The following is a 22,847-nucleotide window of genomic DNA, read 5'->3' on the forward strand; positions in this document are numbered from 1 at the left end:
GGGCCGGAGGGGCCGGTGCGCGGGAGCGTCACCGCCCCAGGTACTTCGGCTTCGCCTTGTCGAGGAAGGCCTGGACCGCGATCCCGTGGTCCCCGGAGGCTCCGGCCCTGGCCTGCAGCTCGTCCTCCTTCTCCAGCGTCTCGCCGAGCGAGTGACCGGCGCCGTACGCCAGGGACTCCTTGATCGCGGCGTACGCGAGGGTCGGGCCCTCCGCCAGGGCGCGCGCGACCGCCGCGGCCTCGGCGGCCAGCTCGTCCGTCGGGACGAGCTTGTTCGCGATGCCCAGGTCGTACGCCTCCTGAGCCGAGATCGACCGCGGGAAGAGCAGCAGATCGGCGGCGCGGCTCGCCCCGATCAGCCGCGGCAGCGTCCAGGAGACGCCCGAGTCGGCGGTCAGCGCGACCCCTGCGAAAGACGTCGTGAACTTCGCCGAGTCGGCGACCACCCGGTAGTCGGCGGCGAGCGCGAAGCCGAGACCGGCACCCGCCGCGACGCCGTTCACGCCGGCGACGACCGGCTTCGGCATCTCCGTGAGTGCCCGGACGATGGGGTTGTAGTGCTCGCGCACGGTGCTCATGGTGCTACGGGTGCCCGACTCCCGGTCGGACTGCAGCAGCGAGATGTGCTCCTTGAGGTCCTGGCCCACACAGAACGCCCGGCCGGTCGCGGTCAGCAGCACCGCCCGCACCGCCTCGTCGGACGCGGCGGCCCGCACGCTGTCCCGGAGGGCCTCCTTGGCCTCGACGTTCATCGCGTTCATGGCCTCGGGCCGGTTGATCGTGATGGTCGCGAGTCCGTCCTTCACCTCGTACAGAACGGTGTCGGCCATGGCGGGGTCCCCTTTGCGGCTCGGGCGATGCGATCGTGTCGGGCCCAGCATGACGGAGATCGCGGAGGCCCGACATACGGCCCGGTATGTGACGTGCGTCAAAGATTTGTGGGTCACTTGTGTGAGCGCGATGGCGAAGTATCGCAGGCGGATCGCCGAATTGGGTGGTTTTGCGAAAGCGCGTTGCGCAAGCGATGCCGACCGATGTTGGTCATCGGGTCCTGCCATGCGGGATAATGGCTGGGAAGCAATGTGTTCGATGCCGGTGACGTGTGCCCACCCAGGGGGCCGTCGGCTGACGATGAGCTGGTTTCAGGAAGGGGAACGAGCATGGCGGCCATGAAGCCGCGGACGGGCGACGGCCCGCTCGAGGTGACCAAGGAGGGGCGGGGCATCGTCATGCGCGTTCCGCTCGAAGGCGGCGGTCGGCTTGTCGTCGAGCTGACTCCGGACGAGGCCGACGCGCTCGGCGACGCCCTCAAGAAGGTCGTCGGCTGACGCAAGGAGCGCCCACACCCTTCTGCGCTGCCCCGGTACGGTACGACCGTGCCGGGGCAGAGCTGTACGAGCCGCCCCCGCGGGCGACGCCCCGCGACCCCGGCCGTATCGGCCGCGGCGCCCCGGCGTGTCAGCCGCGGCGTACCGCGCACAGCAGCCCGTCGCCCACCGGCAGCAGCGACGGCAGCAGCTCCTGGCTCTCCCGTACCGCCCGCAGCAGCTCCCGGACCCGCAGCACCTCGGCCGGCTGAGCCGCCGAGTCGACCGTGCGGCCGTCCGCGAAGACGCCCTCGAAGCAGACAAGACCCCCAGGTCGCAGCAGGCGCAACGATTCAGCGAGATAGTCCAGCGACTCCAGCCGGTCGCCGTCGCAGAAGACGAGGTCGTATCCGCCGTCCGCGAGCCTCGGCAGTACGTCCAGGGCGCGGCCCGGGATGAATCGTGCCCGGTTCCCCGCGAAGCCCGCGGCACGGAAGGCCTGCCGCGCGAAGCCCTGGCGCTCCGGCTCGGGGTCCACGGTCGTCAGTACGCCGTCGGGCCGCATGCCCTGCAGCAGATAGATCCCGGAGACACCGGTGCCGGTACCGATCTCCGCCACCGCCTTGGCGTCCGCCGTCGCGGCCAGCAGTCGCAGCGCGGCGCCGGTGCCTGGCGACACCGAGGGCAGCGCTGCTTCCCGGGCCCGCTCACGGGCCCAGCGCAACGCTTCGTCCTCGGCGACAAAGGCGTCGGCGAACGCCCAGCTCGTCTGCCGGTTGGCGGTAATGACCCTCTCCTGTCCCCGTAGTTGGCGCAACGGTGACTGTATCCGCTGTGCCCGGGAACCCGCAGATGGGACCGGGCGTTATGGAAGGGCGGGGATGGCAGTGCGGGCGACCGCCGACCGGCCCCAAATTCGCGTAAAGATTCTTATCCGGAGCTAACGGGCGAGGTGGCTATGGTAGGGACTCCACTGGACACCACCAGAGCCGACAGGGGAGGTGCGGCTGCGCCTGTGGATCGGAGAGGGGTGCTGAGGCGCCTCCTCAGGTCGGCGGGTGAGCCGAAATCCGTGACAGACACCGCTGACGCCCGTTCCGGCCAGACCGACTCCGTACCCACCGCGACGTTCGCATCGGATGCGGATTCGCAGGCGTGGACCCCTCCCTCGTGGGAGGACATCGTCAGCACGCACAGCGCCCGGGTCTACCGCCTCGCCTACCGTCTGACCGGAAACCAGCACGACGCGGAGGACCTCACCCAGGAGGTCTTCGTCCGCGTCTTCCGTTCCCTTTCGACGTACACGCCGGGGACGTTCGAGGGCTGGCTGCACCGCATCACGACGAACCTCTTCCTGGACATGGTCCGCCGCAAGCAGCGGATCCGCTTCGACGCGCTCGGAGACGACGCCGCCGAGCGGCTGCCCAGCCGTGAGCCGTCCCCGCAGCAGGTCTTCCACGACACACACTTCGACGCCGATGTGCAGCAGGCGCTGGACACCCTGGCGCCCGAGTTCCGCGCCGCCGTGGTGCTCTGCGACATCGAGGGGCTGTCGTACGAGGAGATCGCGGCCACGCTCGGCGTCAAGCTCGGCACCGTCCGCAGTCGCATCCACCGCGGCCGCTCGCATCTGCGCAAGGCCCTCCAGCACCGCTCCCCCGAGGCGCGTGCCGAGCAGCGCGCACTGGCGGGCGTGGCCGGGGAGGGCGGTGCGCAATGAGCGGCATCGGACCGACCCCCGCGGAGCAGCACCTGGGGGACCGGCTCGCAGCTCTGATCGACGGCGAGCTGAAACATGACGCGCGCGACCGGGTGCTCGCGCATCTGGCGACCTGTCCCAAATGCAAGGCCGAGGCCGACGCACAGCGCCGGCTGAAGAGCGTGTTCGCGGCGACCGCCCCGCCGCCGCCGTCCGAAGGGTTCCTTGCCCGCCTGCAGGGCTTGCCCGGCGGGCCGCCCGGAGGGCCGCCCGCCGACGATGACGACATAAGCGGTCCGTTCGGCTCCGGCGGAGGACGCTTCGGCGACGGCGTCTTCGGTATGACGAGGGAAGGCTTCGGATACGCGCCCGGTCCTGGGCAGGGGCACGGTCCCGGATTCCGTATCCACGACGTGGGGCGCCAGGAGGCCGAGCGCTCGGTGTGGCGCGGACGCAGGTTCGCCCTTACGGCGGCCAGCGCGGTGTCGTTCGCGGCGATCGCCCTCGGCGGGACGCTGCCGCTGGGCGTATCGGGCGATGCCGCCGCCCGCGGCGACCAGCGGGGAAACAATGTGACGCCGCAGCGGAGCACGTCCCCGTCGGCCGCATCGAGCACGGACGCCGGGCGTCGACGTGGCGGTGCGACCAGCGAGCAGTCCGGGGGCGTGGTCTCGCCGGCCCTGATGCAGGCGCCGCCGCCGGCCCACCCGTTCTCGGCGTCGAGCCTGCTCACAGGCGCGCCGCCGGCGTTGATACGGCCCACGGGCTCGGCGTTCCAGCCGGCCACCGCGCCGGGTCCGGCCGCCACAGGCACCCCGTACCCGACCCAGCTCGCTGCCCCGAACCGGCGCTGACGCCGGGCGGCGGGGCGGCCGCGCTGTGTGATGCCATCCGCAAACCTGGTTGAATCCAGGGAGGGGTGCCCGGCGGGCGCGCGGACTGGTCCAGTTGCGGGGAGAGCATGGAGAACGGGAAGCAGACGGATCCCAAGCCGAAGTGGTGGAGCCGGCCTTCTCGCCGTACCTCCCCGCCGGAAACGCCACCGGCGCCCACGGAGCACGGATCCGACGCCCCCCGGACGGACACGGCCGTTCCTGAGGTGGCTCCCGCCGCCATCACGGACGACCAGTCCGAGTACCCGCTGGCTGCACCGGCTCCTGCACAGGCTCCCTCGGGGTCGCCCGCACCGGCTCCCTCGGGGGAGCCCGAGGCGGAGACCCCGGTACCTGCCGATGAGCCCGCTCAGGCCGACCCGGTGGACCAGACGGTGGACGAGGCGGTGGCCGATGCCGCCCCGCCGCAGGGCGCCGGGGCGCAGCCGCTGCACGAGCCCGACGAGTACCGGACGCCGCCCTACGGCGGCCCCGGGCCCTGGGCCCCCGCGCCGCCGGTGCAGCGGCCCGTGGGAACTCCGGCGCATGGGACACCCGTCCCGGCGCAGCACCCCGTGAGCAACGGGTACCCCGCGCCGGGCCCGGGCGCGGCGCCTGCCCCCATACCTGCACCTGCACCTGCACCCGCGCCCGCACCGGTCCAGTGGGCGCAGTACGACCCCTGGAGCACTTCCGGGACGGTCGCCCTGAGCCAGGCCGGGGAGCCGGCGAAGAAGAAGTCCCGGCGCGGCACCGCATTCGTCGGGGCCCTGCTCTTCGCGTTGCTCACCGGGGTGCTCGGCGGCGGCGTCGGCGCGTATCTCGAGCGGAACGGCGGCATCACCACCGTGGAGCTGCCCCAGGCCGGCCCGGAGGACTCCGGGCGTGCCCCCGACAGCATCGCGGGCATCGCCGCCAGCGCCCTGCCCAGTGTGGTGACGCTGCATGTCAGCGGCGGGGGCGAGCAGGGCACCGGCACCGGCTTCGTCCTCGACAAGCAGGGCCACATCCTCACCAACAACCACGTCGTCGACCCGGCGGGCAGCTCCGGCGACATCTCCGTCACCTTCAGCGGGGGCGAGACCGCCCGCGCCACGCTGGTCGGCAAGGACAGCGGATACGACCTCGCCGTCGTCAAGGTCGCCGGCGTGTCCGGACTCAAGCCGCTGCCCCTCGGCAACTCCGACAACGTCCGGGTCGGCGACCCGGTCGTCGCCATCGGCGCCCCCTTCGACCTGCAGAACACCGTCACCGCCGGAATCATCAGCGCCAAGGAGCGCCCGATCACCGCGGGCGGGGAGAAGGGCGACGGCAGCGACATCAGCTACGTCGACGCACTGCAGACCGACGCCCCGATAAACCCCGGCAACTCCGGCGGCCCTCTCGTCGACTCCAAGGCCCGCGTCATCGGCATCAACAGCGCCATCCGGGCCGCCGACAGCGGCGCAGGGCCCGACGGCGGCGGCGGTCAGGCCGGCTCCATCGGCCTCGGTTTCGCCATCCCCATCAACCAGGGCAAGCGCGTCGCCGAGGAGCTCATCAACACCGGCAAGGCCACTCACCCCGTCATCGGCGTCAGCCTCGACATGAAGTACACGGGCGACGGTGCCCGGGTCGGTGAGAAGGGCAAGGACGGCACCCCGCCCATCACCCCCGCCGGTCCCGCAGCGAAGGCCGGCATCCGCCCCGGCGACGTCATCACCAAGGTCGACGGCCAGCGGGTGCACAGCGGCGAGGAGCTCATCGTCAAGATCCGCGCGCACCGCCCCGGCGACCGACTGGAGCTGACCCTGACCCGGGACGGCAAGGAGCAGACGAAGACGCTGACGCTCGGCTCGTCGAGCGGCACGTGACGGGCATCCGCCGGGACCCCCGGCGGGCCGTCCGACACCCCGACGCGATCCCCGAAGGGACACCCGAAGAGACACCCGAAGGTACCGCCAGTACAGATTGGCCGGGTACCGTGGAGCCGGTCCCACCGCACCCTTGACCGGCGGGCACGGAGAACACGAACACAAGGAGCAGCAGGGTGTTCAATGACATAGGCGCACTCGAGCTCGTCACGCTCGTGGTCCTCGCCGTGCTCGTTTTCGGCCCGGACAAGCTGCCGAAGGTCGTCCAGGACGTCTCGCGGTTCATCCGCAAGGTCCGGGAATTCTCCGACAACGCGAAGCACGACATCCGCAGCGAACTGGGCCCGGAATTCAAGGACTTCGAGTTCGAGGACCTCAATCCCAAGACCTTCATCCGCAAGCAGCTCACCGAGAACGACGATCTCAAGGAAATCCGGAGCAGCTTCGACCTGAAGAAGGAAATCAACGACGTCGCGGACGCGGTCAACGGCAAGGAGTCCGACACCTCGGTTCCCGCTGCCGTCAACGGCTCGCCCGGCGCCGGCCCGGACCTGCTCAAGAAGCGCGAAACCGTCGATCAGGGCGAGCGCCCGCCCTTCGACGCAGACGCCACCTGAGTGCCCCTGAGCGCCATCAATCCCAACGAGCCGGTGCGAGATGGCTATCCTCTCCATCTGTCCGGAAACCAGGACGCCCGCGGGGGGTGGGCCGTTCCGGACCTTGGTGATCGAGGAGGCGGCCGGGTAGATGGAGACGACGAGTCGGGTAGGGACGCGGAGCACGCACAGCGCATCAGCCGCTGAGGGGGTGCCCGTGGCCCGGCGTTCGGTCGACGACTATCTGCGCGCACCCTTCCCCTGGTACGGGCTGGACGAGGCCTTCACCGGGCCGCGCTGGCTGATGCAGGTCGGCACCGCCGCGGACGGCACGGTGCAGCACGGGTCCATGGGCCACGGCGACGAGCCGTCGATAAAGTCCGACGCCGCGGCGGTCGAGAAGGAGCGCTTCGCGGTGGTCGTCACGGTCGGCGCGAGCCCGGTGCGGCGCAGCGGCGACGGCACGGGCGTCCTGGACGCGACGACGGTCTCCTCCGCGGCGTGGCTGGCCGGTTCGCAGCTGCTGGCGTACACCTGGCCCGGGCAGCTGGACCACTCGCTGCGGGACGACTGGCTGGCCCAGCAGACCGAGACCGCGTTCGAGCTCGCGGACGACCTGGCCGGTCCGGCGTGGTCGGAGCTGTCGCTGCCGGTGGACGGGGTGCCGATGCCGTTCCACTACCGGGAGTCGGAATTCGGGTGGGTGCTGGCCGGGTCCACGGGGAGCGGCGTGCACGTCGGGGCGTACGGGCGGGGGATGAGCGCGTACGGGCTCGGCTTCTCGGTGGTGCAGGACCTGGGTACGTACGCCTAGAGCGGCGAGCGAACCACGACGAAGGGGGCACCGTTCAGCGGAACGGTGCCCCCTTCGGGTTCGCACGCGAGGTGCGGGCCGGTGGTGGGTGGCACCCACCCGATGGCCCACAACCCCTACGGGCGTCAGAACTTGTTGCGCGGGGTGATCCCCAGGCTCATGCCCGAGAGACCGCGCTGGCGGCCGCCCAGCTTGCCCGCGATGGAGCGGAGGGCCGAGCCGGCCGGGGAGTCGGGGTCGGTCAGGACGACCGGCTTGCCCTCGTCGCCACCCTCGCGCAGCCGGACGTCGATCGGGATCTGGCCGAGGACCGGGACCGTGGCGCCCGTCGTCCTCGTCAGCCCGTCGGCGACCCTCTGTCCGCCGCCCGAGCCGAAGACGTCGATCATCTCGTCGCAGTGCGGGCACGGCATGGTCGACATGTTCTCGACGACACCGACGATCTTCTGGTGGGTCTGTACGGCGATGGAGCCGGCCCGCTCCGCGACCTCGGCCGCGGCCTGCTGCGGGGTGGTGACGACCAGGATCTCCGCGTTCGGCACCAGCTGGGCCACGGAGATGGCGATGTCGCCCGTGCCCGGGGGCAGGTCGAGCAGGAGGACGTCCAGGTCGCCCCAGTACACGTCCGCGAGGAACTGCTGCAGTGCGCGGTGCAGCATGGGGCCGCGCCACACCACCGGCGCGTTGCCCGGGGTGAACATGCCGATCGAGATGACCTTCACGCCGTTCGCCGACGGCGGCATGATCATGTTCTCGACCTGGGTCGGACGGCCGTCCGCGCCCAGCATGCGCGGCACGCTGTGACCGTAGATGTCGGCGTCGACGACCCCGACCTTCAGGCCGTCGGCCGCCATCGCCGCCGCCAGGTTCACGGTCACGGAGGACTTGCCGACGCCGCCCTTGCCGGACGCCACCGCATAGACGCGGGTCAGCGAGCCGGGCTTGGCGAAGGGGACCTCACGCTCGGCGCTGGTGCCGCGCAGCGAGGCCGCGAGCTCGCGCCGCTGCTCGTCGCTCATCACGTCCAGCGACACATCGACGCGCGTGACGCCCTCGACGCGGGAGACGGCGTCCGTGACGCGCTGGGTGATGGTCTCGCGCATCGGACAGCCGGAGACGGTGAGATAGACCGTGACGGCAACCGCGCCGTCGTCCCCGATCTCGACCGATTTGACCATGCCCAGGTCGGTGATCGGTTTGTTGATCTCGGGGTCGTTCACCGTCGCCAGTGCCTCGCGCACCGCGTCTTCCATAGCCATACGGACGATGGTACGGCGCCAGGTCCCGCACCGGGGACGTGCGTCAGCGGTCGCCTTCGTCACGTCCGTGGTGATGGCCGGGCGGGAATACGGGGGCATGGTCCCGGTTGGTCAGCTCCTTCAGCAGCTCCTCGAACTCGGAGCGGATCCAGTCGCGCGTGGCGACCTCGCCGAGCCCCATCCGCAGCGCCGCGATCTCCCGCGTCAGATACTCGGTGTCCGCGATGGACCGCTCGTTCTGCGCCCGGTCCTGTTCCATCTCGACCCGGTCGCGGTCCGCCTGGCGGTTCTGGGCGAGCAGGATCAGCGGGGCGGCGTACGAGGCCTGGAGCGACAGCATGAGCGTCAGAAAGATGAACGGGTACTCGTCGAAGCGCAGCCCGGTCGGCGCGAACACGTTCCACAGGACCCAGGCGGCGATGGTCACGGTCATCCAGACCAGGAACCGCCCGGTCCCCAGGAAGCGGGCGATCTTCTCGGAGAACCGCCCGAAGGCCTCGGGGTCGTACTCCGGCAGCACCTTGCGCCGCGGAGCGCGCGGCACATCGAGCCGGTTGCGCAGCCGTGGCCCGCCACTCAGCCGCTCGCGCTCGCGCTCCCGTTCCCGTTCCCGTTCGCGCTCCCTCTCCCGTTCCCGCTCCCTGGCCTCGGTGCGGCCCTCACCGCGCTCGGAGAACCCGTACTCACTTCCCATCGGCGGTCACCGTCCCCTCGAACTCGGCCTCCCGCCAGTCCTCCGGCAGCAGATGGTCGAGCACGTCGTCGACGGTGACCGCTCCCAGCAGCGAGCCGCTCTCGTCCACGACCGGCGCGGCGACCATGTTGTACGCGGCGAGATAGCTGGTGATCGCGGGCAGCGGCGTGTCCGGGGGGAGCGGCGGCAGATCGCTCTCGACGAGCGAGCTGACCAGCGTGAACGGCGGATCCCGCAGGAGCCGCTGGAAGTGGACCGTGCCCAGGTACTTGCCCGTCGGTGTCTCGTCGGGCGGCCGGCACACGTACACCTGGGCCGCGAGCGCGGGGGAGAGGTCCCGCTGGCGCACCCGCGCCAGTGCGTCCGCGACCGTCGCGTCCGGGCGCAGGACGATCGGCTCGGTCGTCATCAGGCCGCCGGCGGTCCTCTCCTCGTACGACATCAGCCGGCGCATCTCGGCGGCGTCGTCCGGCCGCATCAGCGTGAGCAGCCGCTCCTTGTCCTCCTCCGGCAGCTCGGAGAGCAGATCGGCCGCGTCGTCCGGGTCCATCGCCTCCAGCACGTCCGCCGCCCGCTCCTCCTTCAGCTTGCCGAGGATCTCCACCTGCTCGTCCTCGGGCAGCTCCTCCAGGACATCGGCGAGCCGGTCGTCGTGGAGGGCAGCGGCGACCTCGACGCGCCGCTTGGGTGAGAGGTGGTGCAGCGCGTTCGCGAGATCCGCCGGGCGCAGCCGCTCGAAGGTGGCGAGCAGGCTCTCGGCGCCCTGCCCCTCCTCCTCCAGCGAGAAGCCGGTGACCGCGGACCACTCGACGGTCAGCGCCTCACCCTTGCGGCGCAGTGCCCCGCCCTTCCCTTTCCGCACGAAGACCTTGTCGATCTCCCAGTCGCGGCGGGCCGGGAGCTGCTGGATGGCGACGTCCAGGACGGTCACCTCCTCGCCCGTCTCGACGAGACGCACCCGCCGGTCCAGGAGCTCGCCGAGGACGAGACGCTCGGTCGGGCGCTGCTCGAAGCGCCTCATGTTGACGACGCCGGTGGTGATGACCTGGCCGGACTCGACGCCGGTCACCCGGGTCATCGGAAGAAAGATCCGACGGCGGCTGAGCACCTCCACGACCATGCCGAGCAGCCGCGGCGGGCGGCCGCCGACGCGGAGCATGGCGACGAGGTCGCGCACGCGACCGACCAGGTCGCCGTTGGGGTCGAAGACCGGGACTCCGGCGAGATGCGAGACGAAGATCCGGGGGGCGCCTGCCGCCATGCTCCGCGCCTCCTCCATGCCGAGGGAAATGCCCCGAAATGACGCTGTTCAACGGCTTCAGGCTAGCCCGTGGCGTTCCATGCCGCCTACGAGAACGGTCCGGACGGCTCCCCTCCAGATCGTGCTATGACCCCGGGTACGCTGCGGTCTTGCCACCCCCCACACGTACGAGAGGCAGTGCGCTCGTGACCGCTCTCCCCCCGGCCGCCGCGGCCCGGGCCGCCCGCCGGGCGGCGCTCCCCGTCGCACTCTGCATGGGGCTGGCCGCCGCCCTCACGGCCTGCGCCGAGGAGGACCCGGACGCGGGCACGAACGGCGTCGGCAAGCTGGAGGCGCCGGCCATCGAGGCGAAGGCGAAGGTCGCGGCGAACTCGGCGCAGGCGGTACGGCTCTCCGGGACGCTGGTTTCCAAGGGCGGCACGTACAAGCTGAACATGCAGCTCAAGAAGAGCGGCGGGATCGGCTCGGTCACCACGAAGAACTCGACCTTCGCGCTGCTGCGGGTCGGGGACGCGCTCTATCTGAAGGCCGACGCGGACTTCTGGGCCCACGCGGACTCGGACCCCGACGGCGACGGGGCGTCCGAGCCGCCGAGCAAGGAGGACACGGCCGCGGCGGACAAGCTCGACGACATGTACGTGAAGGTCCCGGAGGACGACCCGTCGTACAAGCAGCTGCGCGGCTTCACCGAGATGGACGTCCTGCTGGAGGGGCTCCTCGGTATGCAGGGGAAGCTCAGCAAGGGCGACCGCGACACGATCGGCGGCGTCCGCACGATCAAGGTCCTGGGCAGCGAGGGCGACGGCGGCACGCTCGACGTCTCCCTCAAGGGAACGCCGTACCCGCTCCGGTTCGCCCGCGCGGGCGGCGCGGGCGTCCTGACGCTCGCCGACTGGAACGAGGACTTCGAGCTCGCGCCTCCGACGAAGGAGGAGACGGTCGACTACGGCCGGGAGCTGCCGCGCACGAGCGACTGAGCACTGCGGCCTGCGCGCGGCCATTTTGAGCCCGTCCGGCGTTCGAGGACGGACATACCGGCCGCCGGTGCGGAGCCGGGGCTCTTCGGCGCCGACCGCCCGGACGGGGCGGGCGCACGAGGGCAGGCTCTCGTCAGGAGGCTCAGGAGCCGCGCTTGCGGCCGCGGCGCAGGAGCAGGCGGGGCAGGGCCGCCGGGATCGGTCGGCGGGTGGTGGCCGTCGTGGGGAGCGGGGTGGCGGCCAGGGAGCCCTGCGGATGCTCGGTGGTCGACTCGCGCGGCTCCAGCCGCAGCACCCGGCACTCCCGCGCCCAGCGCTCCGTCATCTGCTCGGCGTCCGGTGCGTTCAGCCGCTTGCCCTTCAGCTCGGCGACCGCTGCCTCCCACGCCTCCGAGCCGGGGGCCAACTCGCTCACCGCGGCCGTCCAGGCGACGAGCCGGCCGCCCTTGTCCTTGCTGCGTACGGTCACCTCGGCGGTGGAGCCGTCCGTCAGCCCGGGCAGCGGCTGCTCGCCGGGCCCGTCGCCGACGACATGCGCGGCCCCGTCGTGCCAGGCGTGCCAGAGGGCCCGGGAGGGTCCGGTGCCCCGGACCCAGATGAGACCGGACTTCTTGGTGGCCTCCTCGACGAGGGCGTGGCCGAGCAATGCGGCTTCCCCGGCGGAGCGAGGGGAGGCGTCGTTGCCGAGCTGAGCGTCGTTCATGCCCGCAGCCTATTAGAGCCAGCCGTTGCGCTTCAGTGTGCGGTGAATGGTGAGACAGACCGCGACGATGCCGACCATCACCATCGGGTAGCCGTACCTCCAGTGCAGCTCCGGCATGTGGTCGAAGTTCATGCCGTAGACGCCGCACACCGCCGTCGGTACGGCGATGATCGCCGCCCAGGACGTGATCTTGCGCATGTCCTCGTTCTGCGCGACCGTCGCCTGCGCCAGATTGGCCTGGAGGATCGAGTTCAGCAGCTCGTCGAAGCCGATGACCTGCTCCTGCACCCGGGCCAGGTGGTCGGCGACATCGCGGAAGTACTTCTGGATGTCCGGGTCGACGAGCCGCATGGGCCGCTCGCTCAGCAGCTGCATGGGCCGCAGCAGCGGGGTCACCGCCCGCTTGAACTCCAGCACCTCGCGCTTGAGCTGATAGATCCGCCCGGTGTCCGTACCGCGCGTGCTGCCCTTCGAGGGCGCCGAGAAGACATCGATCTCGATCTCGTCGATGTCGACCTGGACCGCGTCCGCGACCGCGATGTACCCGTCCACGACATGGTCCGCGATGGCGTGCAGCACCGCCGACGGGCCTTTGGCCAGCAGCTCCGGGTCGTCCTGCAGCCGGTGCCGGAGGTTGCGCAGCGAGCCCTGGCCGCCGTGCCGGACGGTGATGACGAAATCGGGTCCGGTGAAGCACATCACCTCGCCGGTCTCGACGACCTCGCTCGTCGCCGTCAACTCGGCGTGCTCGACGTAGTGGATGGTCTTGAAGACGGTGAAGAGCGTGTCGTCGTACCGCTCCAGCTTGGGGCGCTGGTGGGCGTGGACCGCGTCCTCCACGGCCAGCGGGTGGAGCCCGAACTCCGCGGCGATCCCCGCGAACTCCTCCTCCGTGGGCTCGTGGAGCCCGATCCACGCGAAGCCGCCGCCCTCGCGCACCCGGAGCATCGCCTCGTGCGGGGTGAGGCACGCCGTGTCCTTCACGCGCTCGCCGTCGCGGTAGACGGCGCAGTCGACGACCGCGCTGGAGGCCGAGGGGTCACGGGTGGTGTCGTACGTGCTGTACGGGCCGCTGTTCTTGCGCAGCGCCGGGCGGACTGCTTCGCGCAGGTCACGGATCATCGACATGGCAGGCTCCTTCACGGAGAGGCCGTCGGTGCGTGGCGTGGCACTGCCCGGAATGGGGACGTTTCTCGATACGTCCGCAAAGCGGGCGGCACCGCGGGACGCGGTGACGGCGTTCGCTACAGACAGTCAGGCAAAAACGATGTGCTCTTCCGTCGTGCGCGGTGCCAAGGATGCAGCGGTGCGGGAAGCCCTCGGGTCGGACGATGCCGGAACGGGTCGGGCGGCGTCAGACGGTGAGGAGTCGCGCGGAAGAGCGGTTGGTACTGCACGGTCGACTTCGATCCACCGCAGCCCCACCTCCTCCGGCCGGTCCCCCGTGGGGGACGATGTGTGGTCGGGACCCGGAGCCACGCCCCCAGCCACCGCTGGGAGGTACCCCATCAGCGTGCTGTCCCGAACAGGCGGCCAAGCCTATCAGCCGACTGAGGGTCAATCCCTTTCTTTGCCCCTTCCTGATGCGATCTATGCTCGCGGGATGGGAGAAGTTCTTGCTCTGGTCGAGGCCCGGCTGCGCTCCGCGTTCGGCGAACCGGACGCGCGCGCCGCGGTCACCTTTCTCGGTACGGACCGGATCGAGGTGCTCCGTTTCATCGACGGGGACATCGTCCGGTACGCCACGCTGGGCATGTCGGCCCAGCCGATGAACGACCCCAAGGATCCGCTCGCCGACCCCGTGAAGGGCCCGCGCGCGGAGCTCGTCCTGTCGGTACGGGCCGGGCTCGCCGACACCGACAAGGTGCTGCGCCCGCTCGCGGTGCTGGCGTCGTCACCGCAGGTCGAAGGCGTGATCGTGGCGCCGGGCAACTCCATGGACCTGGGTGAACCGCTATGGCCGCAGGCGCCTTTCTCGTCCGCCCTGGTCGCGGAGTCCGGTGGTCTGGTGGAGGACCTGGAGCTGGCCGAGCCGATGGATCCGGTGCGCTTCCTGCCGCTGCTGCCGATGACGCCGAACGAGGCCGCGTGGAAGCGGGTGCACGGTGCCGGGGAGCTCCAGGAGCGGTGGCTGAAGCACGGGACGGACCTGCGCGATCCGCTGCGCAGGTCCGTGCCCCTGACATGACGTCAACCTCGGTGAAGTGATGTATCTCATGGCCGAGTTGGGCTCCCCGGCGGCCTGACGGCTGTTCCGGGGGCTGCTTCCGGGGACCTTTGGGCCCGACGCTGCGTCGGATGCCGCTCAGTCGGCGAGGACCGCGACCCCCTCCTGTGTCGCACGGACCGGCCGAGGTGCCGCTGCCTCATGTGTCAGCGATGCCCGCCGTGCCCGGACGATGCCCGCGCCGATCACCGCCGCGATGCCGGCGACCACGAACGGCGTGTGGACGTCGCTCCACTCCGCGATCTTCGGCGCGAGATACGGGGCCGCGGCCGCCGCGAACCAGCGGACGAAGTTGTAGCCCGCGCTCGCCACCGGCCGCGGAGCGTCCGAGACACCGAGCGCCAGCTCCGTGAACACGGTGTTGTTCACGCCGATGAAGGCGCCGGACAGGATGGTGCAGACGACGGCCGTGGTGCGGTCTCCGTAGCCGAGCACCACCACGTCGGCGGCGAGCAGCAGCAGCGAGCCACCCAGCACCCTGAGCGAGCCGTACCGCTCCTGCAGCCGCGGCGCGACCAGCACCGAGAAGACCGCGAGCAGCAAGCCCCAGGCGAAGAAGACGGCCCCCGAGCGGTACGGCGACAGGTCCAGCACGAACGGGGTGAACGCCAGCACCGTGAAGAACGCGTAGTTGTAGAAGAACGCCGACGTGGCCGCGGACGCGAGGCCGCCGTGACCGAGCGCCCTCAGCGGATCGATGAGTGAGGTCTTCCGTGCCGGCTTGGGCTGCTCCCTGAGGAACGCCGCGATGCACAGGAAGCCGATGGCCATCAGAGCTGCCGTGCCGAAGAACGGGTAGCGCCAGCCGGCGTCGCCGAGTACGGCTCCGAGCAGCGGCCCGCAGGCCATACCGAGGCCGAGCGCCGACTCGTACAGCAGGATCGCCGCAGCGCTGCCTCCTGCCGCCGCGCCGACGATGACGGCGAGTGAGGTCGACACAAAGAGCGCGTTGCCAAGACCCCAGCCGGCCCGGAAGCCGACGAGTTCGCCGACCGAGCCGGACGTGCCGGAGAGCGCAGCGAAGACGACGACCAGCGCGAGACCGGCCAGCAGCGTCCTGCGTCCGCCGATCCGGCTGGACACGAAACCGGTGACCAGCATGGCCACTGCGGTGATCAGGAAGTACGAGGTGAACAGCAGCGAGACCTGACTCGGCGTGGCGTCAAGGCCCTTGGCGATGGACGGCAGGATCGGGTCCACCAGGCCGATGCCCATGAAGGCGACGACGGACGCGCCTGCCGTGGCCCAGACGGCCTTCGGCTGGCGCAGGATGCTGCCTGCGTCGAACTGGTCCTCTCCGTGCATGGATGCTCCTCTGCCGCTCCGGTCAGTTCGGTGGTCGATGCAAATAATAAGTTAGACTTCCTAATAAATGCAAGATGCATCTAGTTTCCCGGGTGAGGCCGGGTGAAACCGGCGTGCCGGACGGGTGATCGTCCTTGACGCGACGCCGAGCGGGTAGGACTGTTGGGCGCTATGAGGGGCGAACCCAGTTGCCCGAAGTGCGGTGGCCGGGTCAGGGCGCCCGGTCTCTTCGCCGACACGTGGCAGTGCGATGTGCACGGATCCGTGCATCCGCTGCAGCCGGTGATTCCGCCCAGCGTCGAAGCCCTCAGCGTCGTGGTCGCCCGCGCGCACGTGCCGGTGTGGATGCCCTGGCCGCTCCCGGTCGGCTGGCTCTTCACCGGCGTCGCGTACGCGGGTGACGACCGCAGCGGCGGCCGCGCGACCGCGGTCGCCTGCTCGGGTCCCGGACCGCTCGGTGGTGTGGGGGAGTTGCTGCTGGTCGCCGAGGAGCTCGGTGTCGGCCTCGGCGCCCGCTTCGCCGGGATCGACGGGCCGGACCCGGGGCCGCACATGACCGTCGACAAGCCACCCCAGGCCAAGGTTCTCGCCGCGGGGCGACCGACCCCGCTCTGGCACGTCAACGACGCGCCCGAGGACCGCGCGGTCTTCGCGGGCGAGGCGATGGGGCTGTGGCTGTGGGCGATCGTGTGGCCGGAGTCGACCGGCCTGTTGATGTACGACGAGCTGATACTGACCGATCTGCGGGAGGCGGGCTCGGAGGTGGATCTGCTGCCGTGCGGGGCGCTGTCACCGCGCCTGCTGGCGTGACGAGACGGCGGCCTCGTACGGCCGGCCGTGCGACGGTCTCGTACGGTCGGCAGTAACGGCTGCCGTCGTACGGCCGGCTGCACGGCTGTCGTCGTGCGGCCCGCTGCACGGCTGCCCTCGTACGGCCGGCTGCACGGCCTGGCCTGGTGACGCCCACTGTCGTGACGGCTTTCACGCCATGCCGTGGTCCGGGTGATGTTCGATTCCCCGTTACGATTGAGCGTCCCCTGTCCGCCCCGAGTCCTGGAGTCCTGCGTCGTGCGCATCGATCTGCACACCCACTCCACGGCGTCGGACGGTACGGACACCCCGGCCGAGCTGGTCCGTAACGCCGCGGCTGCCGGACTCGACGTCGTCGCGCTGACCGACCACGACACCGTCGCCGGCCACGCCGAGGCGATCGCCGCGCTCGCGAGCCTTGACCGGGGACTCACCCTCGTCACGGGTGCCGAACTCTCGTGCCGCATCGAGGGCGTGAGCCTGCACATGCTGGCGTACCTGTTCGACCCCGACGAGCCCGAGCTGGCGCGTGAGCGTGAGCTCGTACGGGACGACCGGGTGCCGCGGGCCCAGGCCATGGTCGGCAAGCTCCAGGAGCTGGGCGTGCCGATCACCTGGGAGATGGTGGCCCGGACAGCCGGTGACGGGGCGGTCGGTCGCCCGCACGTCGCGACCGCGCTCGTCGAACTCGGCGTCGTCCCCGACGTCTCCGCCGCCTTCACACCCGACTGGCTCGCGAACGGCGGACGCGCGTACGTCGAGAAGCACGAGCTCGACCCGTTCGATGCCGTCCGCCTGGTCAAGGCGGCCGGCGGCGTCACCGTCTTCGCCCACCCGCTCGCGGTCAAGCGTGGCGAGGTCGTGCCCGAGGACACCATCGCGCGGCTGGCGGCGGCGGGCCTCGACGGCATCGAGGTCGACCACATGGACCACGACGAGCCCACGCGGGCCCGGCTGCGCGGACTCGCCGCCGACCTCGGCCTGCTGGCCACCGGCTCCAGCGACTACCACGGCACCCGCAAGACCTGCCGGCTCGGCGACTTCACGACCGACCCCGAGATCTACGGCGAGATCACGCGCCGCGCGACCGGCGCGTTCCCGGTCCCGGGCACGGGCGGAACGCCCGGCCGCTGACCGCGGCTTCCCCGCGCGGGCTTTTCGAGCTGCCTGCGCGCGGATTCCTGCGCTTTCACAACCTTCCGCGCCCCCCTGCGCCTCTCAGTACCCCAACACCCCGACACCACCCCGCAAGGCATCACTGTGTTCGACGTCGCCGTTTTCGGCTCCCTTTTCCTCACCCTGTTTGTGATCATGGATCCCCCCGGGATCACCCCGATCTTCCTCGCCCTCACCTCCGGCCGCCCTGCCAAGGTCCAGCGCCGGATGGCCTGGCAGGCGGTCGCCGTGGCCTTCGGCGTCATCACCGTCTTCGGCATCCTGGGCCAGCAGATCCTCGCGTATCTCCATGTCTCCGTCCCCGCCCTGATGATCGCGGGAGGTCTGCTTCTGCTGCTCATCGCGCTCGACCTGCTCACCGGCAAGACCGACGAGCCCAAGCAGACGAAGGACGTCAATGTCGCGCTCGTACCGCTCGGCATGCCGCTGCTGGCCGGGCCTGGTGCGATCGTCTCGGTGATCCTCGCGGTGCAGCATGCCGACGGGGTCGGGCAGCAGATCTCGGTGTGGGCGGCGATCGTCGCGATGCACGTCGTGCTCTGGCTGACGATGCGCTACTCGCTGCTGATCATCCGGCTCATCAAGGACGGCGGTGTCGTCCTGGTGACGCGGCTCGCGGGCATGATGCTGTCGGCGATCGCCGTGCAGCAGATCATCAATGGCGTCACCCAGGTGATCCAGGGCTCCTGAGGGCTCGCAACAGCGCCCCCACCCGGGTGCCGGCAGAACTTCGCCCCGTACGGATGGTTCCGTACGGGGCGAGCTGCTGTCAGGGCCGCCGGGCTGCCGGACTGCTGTCCAGGCTTGACGAGGCCGAGGTCCTGTTACGAGGCCGAGGCGCCGGCGGGCCGGATGTAGATACGCTGGCCGATTGCGGCGGCCTGCTGGACCATCCGGTTGACGGAGGCGGCGTCCACAACGGTGCTGTCGACGGCGGTGCCGTCGACATCGTCGAGTCGCATGATCTCGAAGCGCATAAAGGGCTTCTCCCTTCTGTCCGTCTCTGTTCCGTCCGTTCCAACGGGATGCAGTGAGCAAACATTCCCTACGCTAAGGAAATTTTTTGGATGGCTAACTACTGGCGGGTATCGCTTGGCCTGCTCACAATGGGGTCCGTATGAAAGACGATGAGCTCACCAGCATCAGCGCCCGCCTGGAGCGCACCAACGAGCTGCTCCAGCGCATGCTCGCCGAGGTCGCGAAGACCCCGTCCACGCATGCCATCTTCGTCGACGCCGGTTACGTCTATGCTGCGGCCGGGTTGCTTGTGACGGGAACCGAGGACCGGCGCTCCTTCGATCTCGACGCCGAAGGGCTCATCGAGGGGTTCATCGACACGGCCCGCAAGATCTTCGCGGACAGCCGGCTGCTGCGCGTGTACTGGTACGACGGCGCCAGGCGCCGTATCCACACCGCCGAGCAGCAGGCCATCGCCGAGCTCCCCGACGTCAAGGTCCGGCTCGGCAACCTCAACGCGAACAACCAGCAGAAGGGCGTCGACTCCCTCATCCGCTCCGACCTGGAGTCGCTCGCCCGCCACCGGGCGATCAGCGACGCGGCACTCATCGGCGGCGACGAGGACCTCGTCTCCGCCGTCGAAGCCGCCCAGGGCTACGGGGCGCGGGTGCACCTGTGGGGGATCGAGGCGGCCGACGGCCGCAACCAGGCGGAGCCGCTGCTCTGGGAGGTCGACAGCCGGCGCACCTTCGACCTCGACTTCTGCCGGCCGTATGTGACCCGACGGCCCGTCACCACGTACGAGGACGACACCCCGCCGCCGTCCCGCGACGACGTACGCTTCGTCGGCGCGCAGATCGCGGCGACCTGGCTCGCCGAGCGCGGGCGGGCGCCGATGGCCGAGCTGCTGCCCGGGCATCCGTACCTGCCGGGCCCGGTCGACCAGGACCTGCTCATAGAGGCGGAGAAGCTGCTGCAGCACTCACTGCGCGGCTACGCACACCTGCGGCGCGCCCTGCGCGACGGGTTCTGGCAGCACCTCCAGGGTCAGTACTGACCCCAGAAGGCGGTGAGCGCGTCGGCCGTCTCCGCCGGCCGGTCCGTGTTGGGCGAGTGCTCGGCGCCCGCGATGACCGCATGGTGCGCGCCGAGCCGTACCGCCATGTCGTCGAGCAGCGGCACGGGCCAGGTGTCGTCGTGCTCGCCCGACACGACGAGCTTGGGCAGCGGTACGGCGGCGAGTTCGTCGACCCGGTCCGGCTCCACGGTCAACTGGCGTCCGGTGGCGAGGAGCTGGGACGGGTTGTGCCGCAGCCAGCGCCGGCGCAGATCCTCACCGTCGGTCTCGGCCTCCTCCGGGGGATCCAGGGCGCGCATCGCCTCCCAGACCTCGGCCATGCTCATGGTGCCGAGGGCGTCGCTCAACAGCTTGACCTTGCTCTGCTGTTCGGGGCTGATCCGGGCGGGCCCCGACGAGATCAGTGCGAGGGTGACGAAGGGCCGCGGATCGACGAGCACCGCGGCGCGGGCGATCTGTCCGCCGAGCGAGTGCCCGACGAGATGCACGGGGCCGCCGAGCGCGTCGGCCTGCGCGAGTGCATCGCGCGCCAACTCGTCCTGGGCGTAAGCCTCTTGGGCCTGGGGGCCGTCGCTCTCGTACTGCCCGCGGCCGTCGACCGCGACGGCCCGGTATCCCGCGACGGTCAGCGGCTCGAGCATCGCGATGAAGTCCTCCTTGCTCCCGGTGTACCCGGGCAGGAGCATCGCGGTGCCCTTCACCGCCCGCCCTCCGCTCGGCAGGGCATCCAGCACGGCGAATGTCCCGCGCGAGGTCTCGAGCATCCGGGAACGGGCGCAGGCGGGGGGCACGAAGGTGGGAGGCCGACTCATGCGACGAGGCTACCGATGCACCCGCCCCGTACGGCGCGTAGGGGGCTGCCTTGCACGCCTACGGCGAGCTTTCACCCCACCCCGCCCCACCCCGCCCCTCCCCGAACCGGGGCTCCGCCCCAGCCCCCGTTCCGGGGCTTCGCCCGGGGCCGTGTTTCGGGGCTTCGCCCCCAAGTCTGTTCCGGGGCTTCGCCCACAGACCCTGTTTCAACCCCGTTCCGGGGTTCGCTTTCGGGGCTTGACCCGGTTCATGTCGGGTCAAGCCCCCGGCCCGCGTCTCGGGCTGCTCCGGGGCCGGTTCGGGTGCTTCGCCCTGGGCCCGCTCCGGAGTTTGCTCCGGCCCGTGCCGGTGGTTCGCCCCGGGGTCGGGACCGGGGCCCACGGCCCCGGCCCACGTCCGGTAGGGGGAGTAGCCGGGCTCCCTTGGGGCCGGCCGGCGATTGAGGAGGGGCATCCGGGGGCACTGGATCGTGTCGGCTGCGGGCCTGACCCCGTGCCGGAGATGCGTGAGGGCCCGCACCCCAGGGGGGCGGGCCCTCGTAGCTCAGGCGGAGCCGACGGTAGGTCAGGCGTCCGGCTGGGTGGCCGGCTTCGTGCGCGTGCGACGGCGGCGCGGCTTCGCGGGCTCATCGGCGACGGCTGCCTCGGCCGGGGCGGCCTCCGGGGCCTCCGTGGCGGGCTTGGCGGCCGAGGAACGCGTGCGACGGCGGCGCGGCTTGGCGGGCTCGTCCGCGACGGCCTCGTCCGCGACGGGCTCGGCAGCAGGGGTCTCCACGACAGCGGCATCCGCAACGGCAACCGCACCCGCACCCACGCGAGTGCGCCGGCGGCGGCGCGGCGTGCGCGGGGCCTCGTCGGCCTCGTCGGACGCGGCGGGCTCCACGGCCTCGACCGGCGCCGTCGACGCCGCCTCGTCCAGCGGCGTACCGCTGCGCGTACGGCGGCGCTGGCGTGGCGTCCGCGTACGAGCCGGACGCTCCTCCGTCTTCGTACGCGACGCGGAACGCGCCCCGCGGCCGCCCGTCTCGCCGAGGTCCTCCACCTCCTCCGCCTCGAGACCGGCGCGGGTGCGCTCGGCACGGGGGAGGATGCCCTTGGTCCCGGCGGGGATGCCGAGCTCCTCGAAGAGGTGCGGTGACGTGGAGTACGTCTCGACCGGGTCGTTGAAGCCCAGGTCCAGCGCCTTGTTGATGAGCTGCCAGCGCGGGATGTCGTCCCAGTCGACGAGCGTCACGGCCGTGCCGGACGCGCCCGCGCGGCCGGTGCGGCCGACGCGGTGGAGGTACGTCTTCTCGTCCTCCGGCGACTGGTAGTTGATGACGTGCGTGACGCCCTCGACGTCGATACCGCGCGCCGCGACGTCGGTGCACACCAGGACGTCGACCTTGCCGTTGCGGAACGCGCGCAGCGCCTGCTCGCGTGCGCCCTGGCCCAGGTCGCCGTGGACGGCGCCGGACGCGAAGCCGCGCCGGGCGAGCTGGTCCGCGATGTCCGCGGCCGTCCGCTTCGTACGGCAGAAGATCATCGCGAGTCCGCGGCCGTCGGCCTGCAGAATGCGCGAGACCATCTCCGGCTTGTCCATGGAGTGGGCACGGTAGACGCGCTGTGTGATGTTCGCGACGGTCGCGCCCTCGTCGTCCGGCGCGGTCGCACGGATGTGCGTGGGCTGCGACATGTAGCGGCGCGCGAGTCCGATGACCGCACCCGGCATGGTCGCCGAGAACAGCATCGTCTGGCGCTTGGCCGGCAGCAGCTGGATGATCTTCTCGACGTCGGGCAGGAAGCCCAGGTCGAGCATCTCGTCGGCCTCGTCGAGGACGAGCGCGCGCACGTGCGACAGGTCCAGCTTCTTCTGGCCCGCCAGGTCCAGGAGGCGTCCGGGCGTGCCGACGATGACGTCGACGCCCTTCTTCAGGGCCTCGACCTGCGGCTCGTACGCACGGCCGCCGTAGATCGCGAGGACGCGGACGTTGCGCACCTTGCCGGCGGTCAGCAGGTCATTGGTGACCTGCGTGCACAGCTCGCGGGTGGGAACGACGACGAGCGCCTGCGGGGCGTCGGTCAGCTGCTCGGGCTTGGCCCGGCCCGCCTCGACGTCCGCGGGGACGGTGACGCGCTCCAGCAGCGGAAGCCCGAAGCCGAGGGTCTTGCCCGTGCCGGTCTTGGCCTGGCCGATGACATCCGTGCCGGCGAGCGCGACGGGGAGGGTCATCTCCTGGATGGGAAAGGGACTGATGATGCCGACGGCCTCAAGGGCCTCGGCCGTCTCGGGAAGAATCCCGAGCTCTCGGAAAGTCATAGCCTGCGTAGTCAGGGTGTTGCCTCTTCTGTGAGACGCGGCGCGAGGCGAACGCTGGGGGTCCAACCGCTCCTGGGAACTGGACCGGCCGTGGATTGGCCGGAAGGCGCGGGACCACTGCCGTCGCTCGAGCGCTCGTGCCGCTGAGG

At 71.0% G+C, this 22,847-nt stretch carries 23 protein-coding genes; 12 read left to right on the top strand and 11 right to left on the bottom strand.

The genetic code is table 11. From position 1 onward, the window contains the following. Positions 1-28: 28 nt before the first annotated feature. A complete protein-coding gene (gene chcB, locus ACWCXB_RS00770) occupies positions 29-829 on the bottom strand; it encodes a 2-cyclohexenylcarbonyl CoA isomerase (protein WP_450717521.1) in 801 nt (266 codons plus the stop codon). A 330-nt stretch (positions 830-1,159) separates the two neighbouring features. Between chcB and ACWCXB_RS00775 the strand changes: the two genes are divergently transcribed. Then, the gene (locus tag ACWCXB_RS00775; RefSeq protein WP_003966491.1) at positions 1,160-1,327 is read left to right on the top strand and encodes a DUF3117 domain-containing protein; all 168 of its coding nucleotides are present in this window, start codon (positions 1,160-1,162) and stop codon (positions 1,325-1,327) included. Positions 1,328-1,457: 130 nt separating this feature from the next. On the opposite strand, the gene ACWCXB_RS00780 is transcribed toward ACWCXB_RS00775, so the two are convergent. Beyond that, the gene (locus ACWCXB_RS00780) at positions 1,458-2,123 is read right to left on the bottom strand and encodes an O-methyltransferase (RefSeq protein ID WP_450717523.1); all 666 of its coding nucleotides are present in this window, start codon (positions 2,121-2,123) and stop codon (positions 1,458-1,460) included. A 141-nt stretch (positions 2,124-2,264) separates the two neighbouring features. On the opposite strand from ACWCXB_RS00780, the gene sigE reads away from it, so the two are divergent. The 5 genes from sigE to ACWCXB_RS00805 all read left to right on the top strand — a co-directional run bounded on the left by sigE (position 2,265) and on the right by ACWCXB_RS00805 (position 7,140). Then, positions 2,265-3,026 (top strand): RNA polymerase sigma factor SigE, encoded by a 762-nt coding sequence (sigE, locus tag ACWCXB_RS00785; protein WP_450717525.1) that lies wholly within the window; start codon positions 2,265-2,267, stop codon positions 3,024-3,026. Further along, the gene (locus ACWCXB_RS00790; RefSeq protein ID WP_450717527.1) at positions 3,023-3,859 is read left to right on the top strand and encodes an anti-sigma factor family protein; all 837 of its coding nucleotides are present in this window, start codon (positions 3,023-3,025) and stop codon (positions 3,857-3,859) included. Before sigE ends, ACWCXB_RS00790 begins: the two co-directional genes overlap by 4 nt. Positions 3,860-3,966: 107 nt before the next feature. Further along, positions 3,967-5,730 (top strand): S1C family serine protease, encoded by a 1,764-nt coding sequence (locus tag ACWCXB_RS00795; protein WP_450717529.1) that lies wholly within the window; start codon positions 3,967-3,969, stop codon positions 5,728-5,730. A gap of 176 nt (positions 5,731-5,906) precedes the next feature. Continuing rightward, positions 5,907-6,347, top strand: a complete 441-nt coding sequence (locus tag ACWCXB_RS00800; protein WP_450717531.1) for a sec-independent translocase — start codon at positions 5,907-5,909, stop codon at positions 6,345-6,347. A 130-nt stretch (positions 6,348-6,477) separates the two neighbouring features. Further along, a complete protein-coding gene (locus ACWCXB_RS00805; RefSeq protein WP_450717533.1) occupies positions 6,478-7,140 on the top strand; it encodes a hypothetical protein in 663 nt (220 codons plus the stop codon). Between the two features lie 125 nt (positions 7,141-7,265). On the opposite strand, the gene ACWCXB_RS00810 is transcribed toward ACWCXB_RS00805, so the two are convergent. The 3 genes from ACWCXB_RS00810 to ACWCXB_RS00820 are packed head-to-tail and all read right to left on the bottom strand — an operon-like array spanning position 7,266 to position 10,354. Next, complete coding sequence (locus tag ACWCXB_RS00810; RefSeq protein ID WP_450717535.1) at positions 7,266-8,399, bottom strand: Mrp/NBP35 family ATP-binding protein; 1,134 nt, start codon at positions 8,397-8,399, stop codon at positions 7,266-7,268. 43 nt (positions 8,400-8,442) lie between these two features. After that, positions 8,443-9,093, bottom strand: a complete 651-nt coding sequence (locus ACWCXB_RS00815; RefSeq protein WP_450717537.1) for a DUF1003 domain-containing protein — start codon at positions 9,091-9,093, stop codon at positions 8,443-8,445. Then, on the bottom strand, positions 9,083-10,354 hold the full coding sequence (locus tag ACWCXB_RS00820; RefSeq protein WP_450717539.1) for a magnesium transporter MgtE N-terminal domain-containing protein: 1,272 nt from the start codon (positions 10,352-10,354) through the stop codon (positions 9,083-9,085). Before ACWCXB_RS00820 ends, ACWCXB_RS00815 begins: the two co-directional genes overlap by 11 nt. 185 nt (positions 10,355-10,539) lie before the next feature. On the opposite strand from ACWCXB_RS00820, the gene ACWCXB_RS00825 reads away from it, so the two are divergent. Beyond that, positions 10,540-11,331 carry a hypothetical protein gene (locus tag ACWCXB_RS00825; RefSeq protein WP_450717541.1) on the top strand — a complete coding sequence of 264 codons (792 nt, stop codon included), beginning with the start codon at positions 10,540-10,542 and terminating at the stop codon, positions 11,329-11,331. Positions 11,332-11,473: 142 nt separating this feature from the next. Here the strand turns inward: ACWCXB_RS00825 and ACWCXB_RS00830 are convergent, their stop codons facing one another. Then, positions 11,474-12,034 carry a hypothetical protein gene (locus tag ACWCXB_RS00830; protein WP_450717543.1) on the bottom strand — a complete coding sequence of 187 codons (561 nt, stop codon included), beginning with the start codon at positions 12,032-12,034 and terminating at the stop codon, positions 11,474-11,476. Between the two features lie 12 nt (positions 12,035-12,046). Beyond that, the gene (locus ACWCXB_RS00835; protein WP_450717545.1) at positions 12,047-13,162 is read right to left on the bottom strand and encodes a magnesium and cobalt transport protein CorA; all 1,116 of its coding nucleotides are present in this window, start codon (positions 13,160-13,162) and stop codon (positions 12,047-12,049) included. Between the two features lie 475 nt (positions 13,163-13,637). On the opposite strand from ACWCXB_RS00835, the gene ACWCXB_RS00840 reads away from it, so the two are divergent. Then, complete coding sequence (locus ACWCXB_RS00840; RefSeq protein WP_450717547.1) at positions 13,638-14,222, top strand: suppressor of fused domain protein; 585 nt, start codon at positions 13,638-13,640, stop codon at positions 14,220-14,222. Between the two features lie 117 nt (positions 14,223-14,339). Here the strand turns inward: ACWCXB_RS00840 and ACWCXB_RS00845 are convergent, their stop codons facing one another. Continuing rightward, positions 14,340-15,566, bottom strand: coding sequence for an MFS transporter (locus tag ACWCXB_RS00845; protein WP_450717549.1), 1,227 nt, complete (start codon positions 15,564-15,566; stop codon positions 14,340-14,342). Positions 15,567-15,737: 171 nt separating this feature from the next. On the opposite strand from ACWCXB_RS00845, the gene ACWCXB_RS00850 reads away from it, so the two are divergent. From ACWCXB_RS00850 to ACWCXB_RS00860, 3 genes are all read left to right on the top strand, one after another. Continuing rightward, entirely contained in the window at positions 15,738-16,376 is a 639-nt protein-coding gene (locus ACWCXB_RS00850; RefSeq protein ID WP_450717551.1) for a DUF6758 family protein, read from the top strand. A gap of 258 nt (positions 16,377-16,634) precedes the next feature. Continuing rightward, positions 16,635-17,510 (top strand): PHP domain-containing protein, encoded by an 876-nt coding sequence (locus ACWCXB_RS00855; protein ID WP_450717553.1) that lies wholly within the window; start codon positions 16,635-16,637, stop codon positions 17,508-17,510. Positions 17,511-17,636: 126 nt separating this feature from the next. Continuing rightward, positions 17,637-18,242 (top strand): MarC family protein, encoded by a 606-nt coding sequence (locus ACWCXB_RS00860; RefSeq protein ID WP_450717555.1) that lies wholly within the window; start codon positions 17,637-17,639, stop codon positions 18,240-18,242. 134 nt (positions 18,243-18,376) lie between these two features. On the opposite strand, the gene ACWCXB_RS00865 is transcribed toward ACWCXB_RS00860, so the two are convergent. Next, positions 18,377-18,529 carry a hypothetical protein gene (locus tag ACWCXB_RS00865; protein WP_450717557.1) on the bottom strand — a complete coding sequence of 51 codons (153 nt, stop codon included), beginning with the start codon at positions 18,527-18,529 and terminating at the stop codon, positions 18,377-18,379. Between the two features lie 140 nt (positions 18,530-18,669). Here ACWCXB_RS00865 and ACWCXB_RS00870 point away from each other — a divergent pair, with 140 nt between their 5' ends. Continuing rightward, positions 18,670-19,566 carry an NYN domain-containing protein gene (locus tag ACWCXB_RS00870; RefSeq protein ID WP_450717559.1) on the top strand — a complete coding sequence of 299 codons (897 nt, stop codon included), beginning with the start codon at positions 18,670-18,672 and terminating at the stop codon, positions 19,564-19,566. Here the strand turns inward: ACWCXB_RS00870 and ACWCXB_RS00875 are convergent. Together ACWCXB_RS00875 and ACWCXB_RS00880 are read right to left on the bottom strand one after the other, a co-directional pair. Continuing rightward, entirely contained in the window at positions 19,557-20,399 is an 843-nt protein-coding gene (locus ACWCXB_RS00875; protein ID WP_450717561.1) for an alpha/beta fold hydrolase, read from the bottom strand. The two genes, ACWCXB_RS00870 and ACWCXB_RS00875, sit on opposite strands and share 10 nt — an antisense overlap. 565 nt (positions 20,400-20,964) lie before the next feature. Continuing rightward, positions 20,965-22,698 (bottom strand): DEAD/DEAH box helicase, encoded by a 1,734-nt coding sequence (locus ACWCXB_RS00880; RefSeq protein WP_450717563.1) that lies wholly within the window; start codon positions 22,696-22,698, stop codon positions 20,965-20,967. Between the last annotated feature and the right edge of the window lie 149 nt (positions 22,699-22,847).

The organism is Streptomyces sp. NPDC001514, assembly GCF_053597075.1.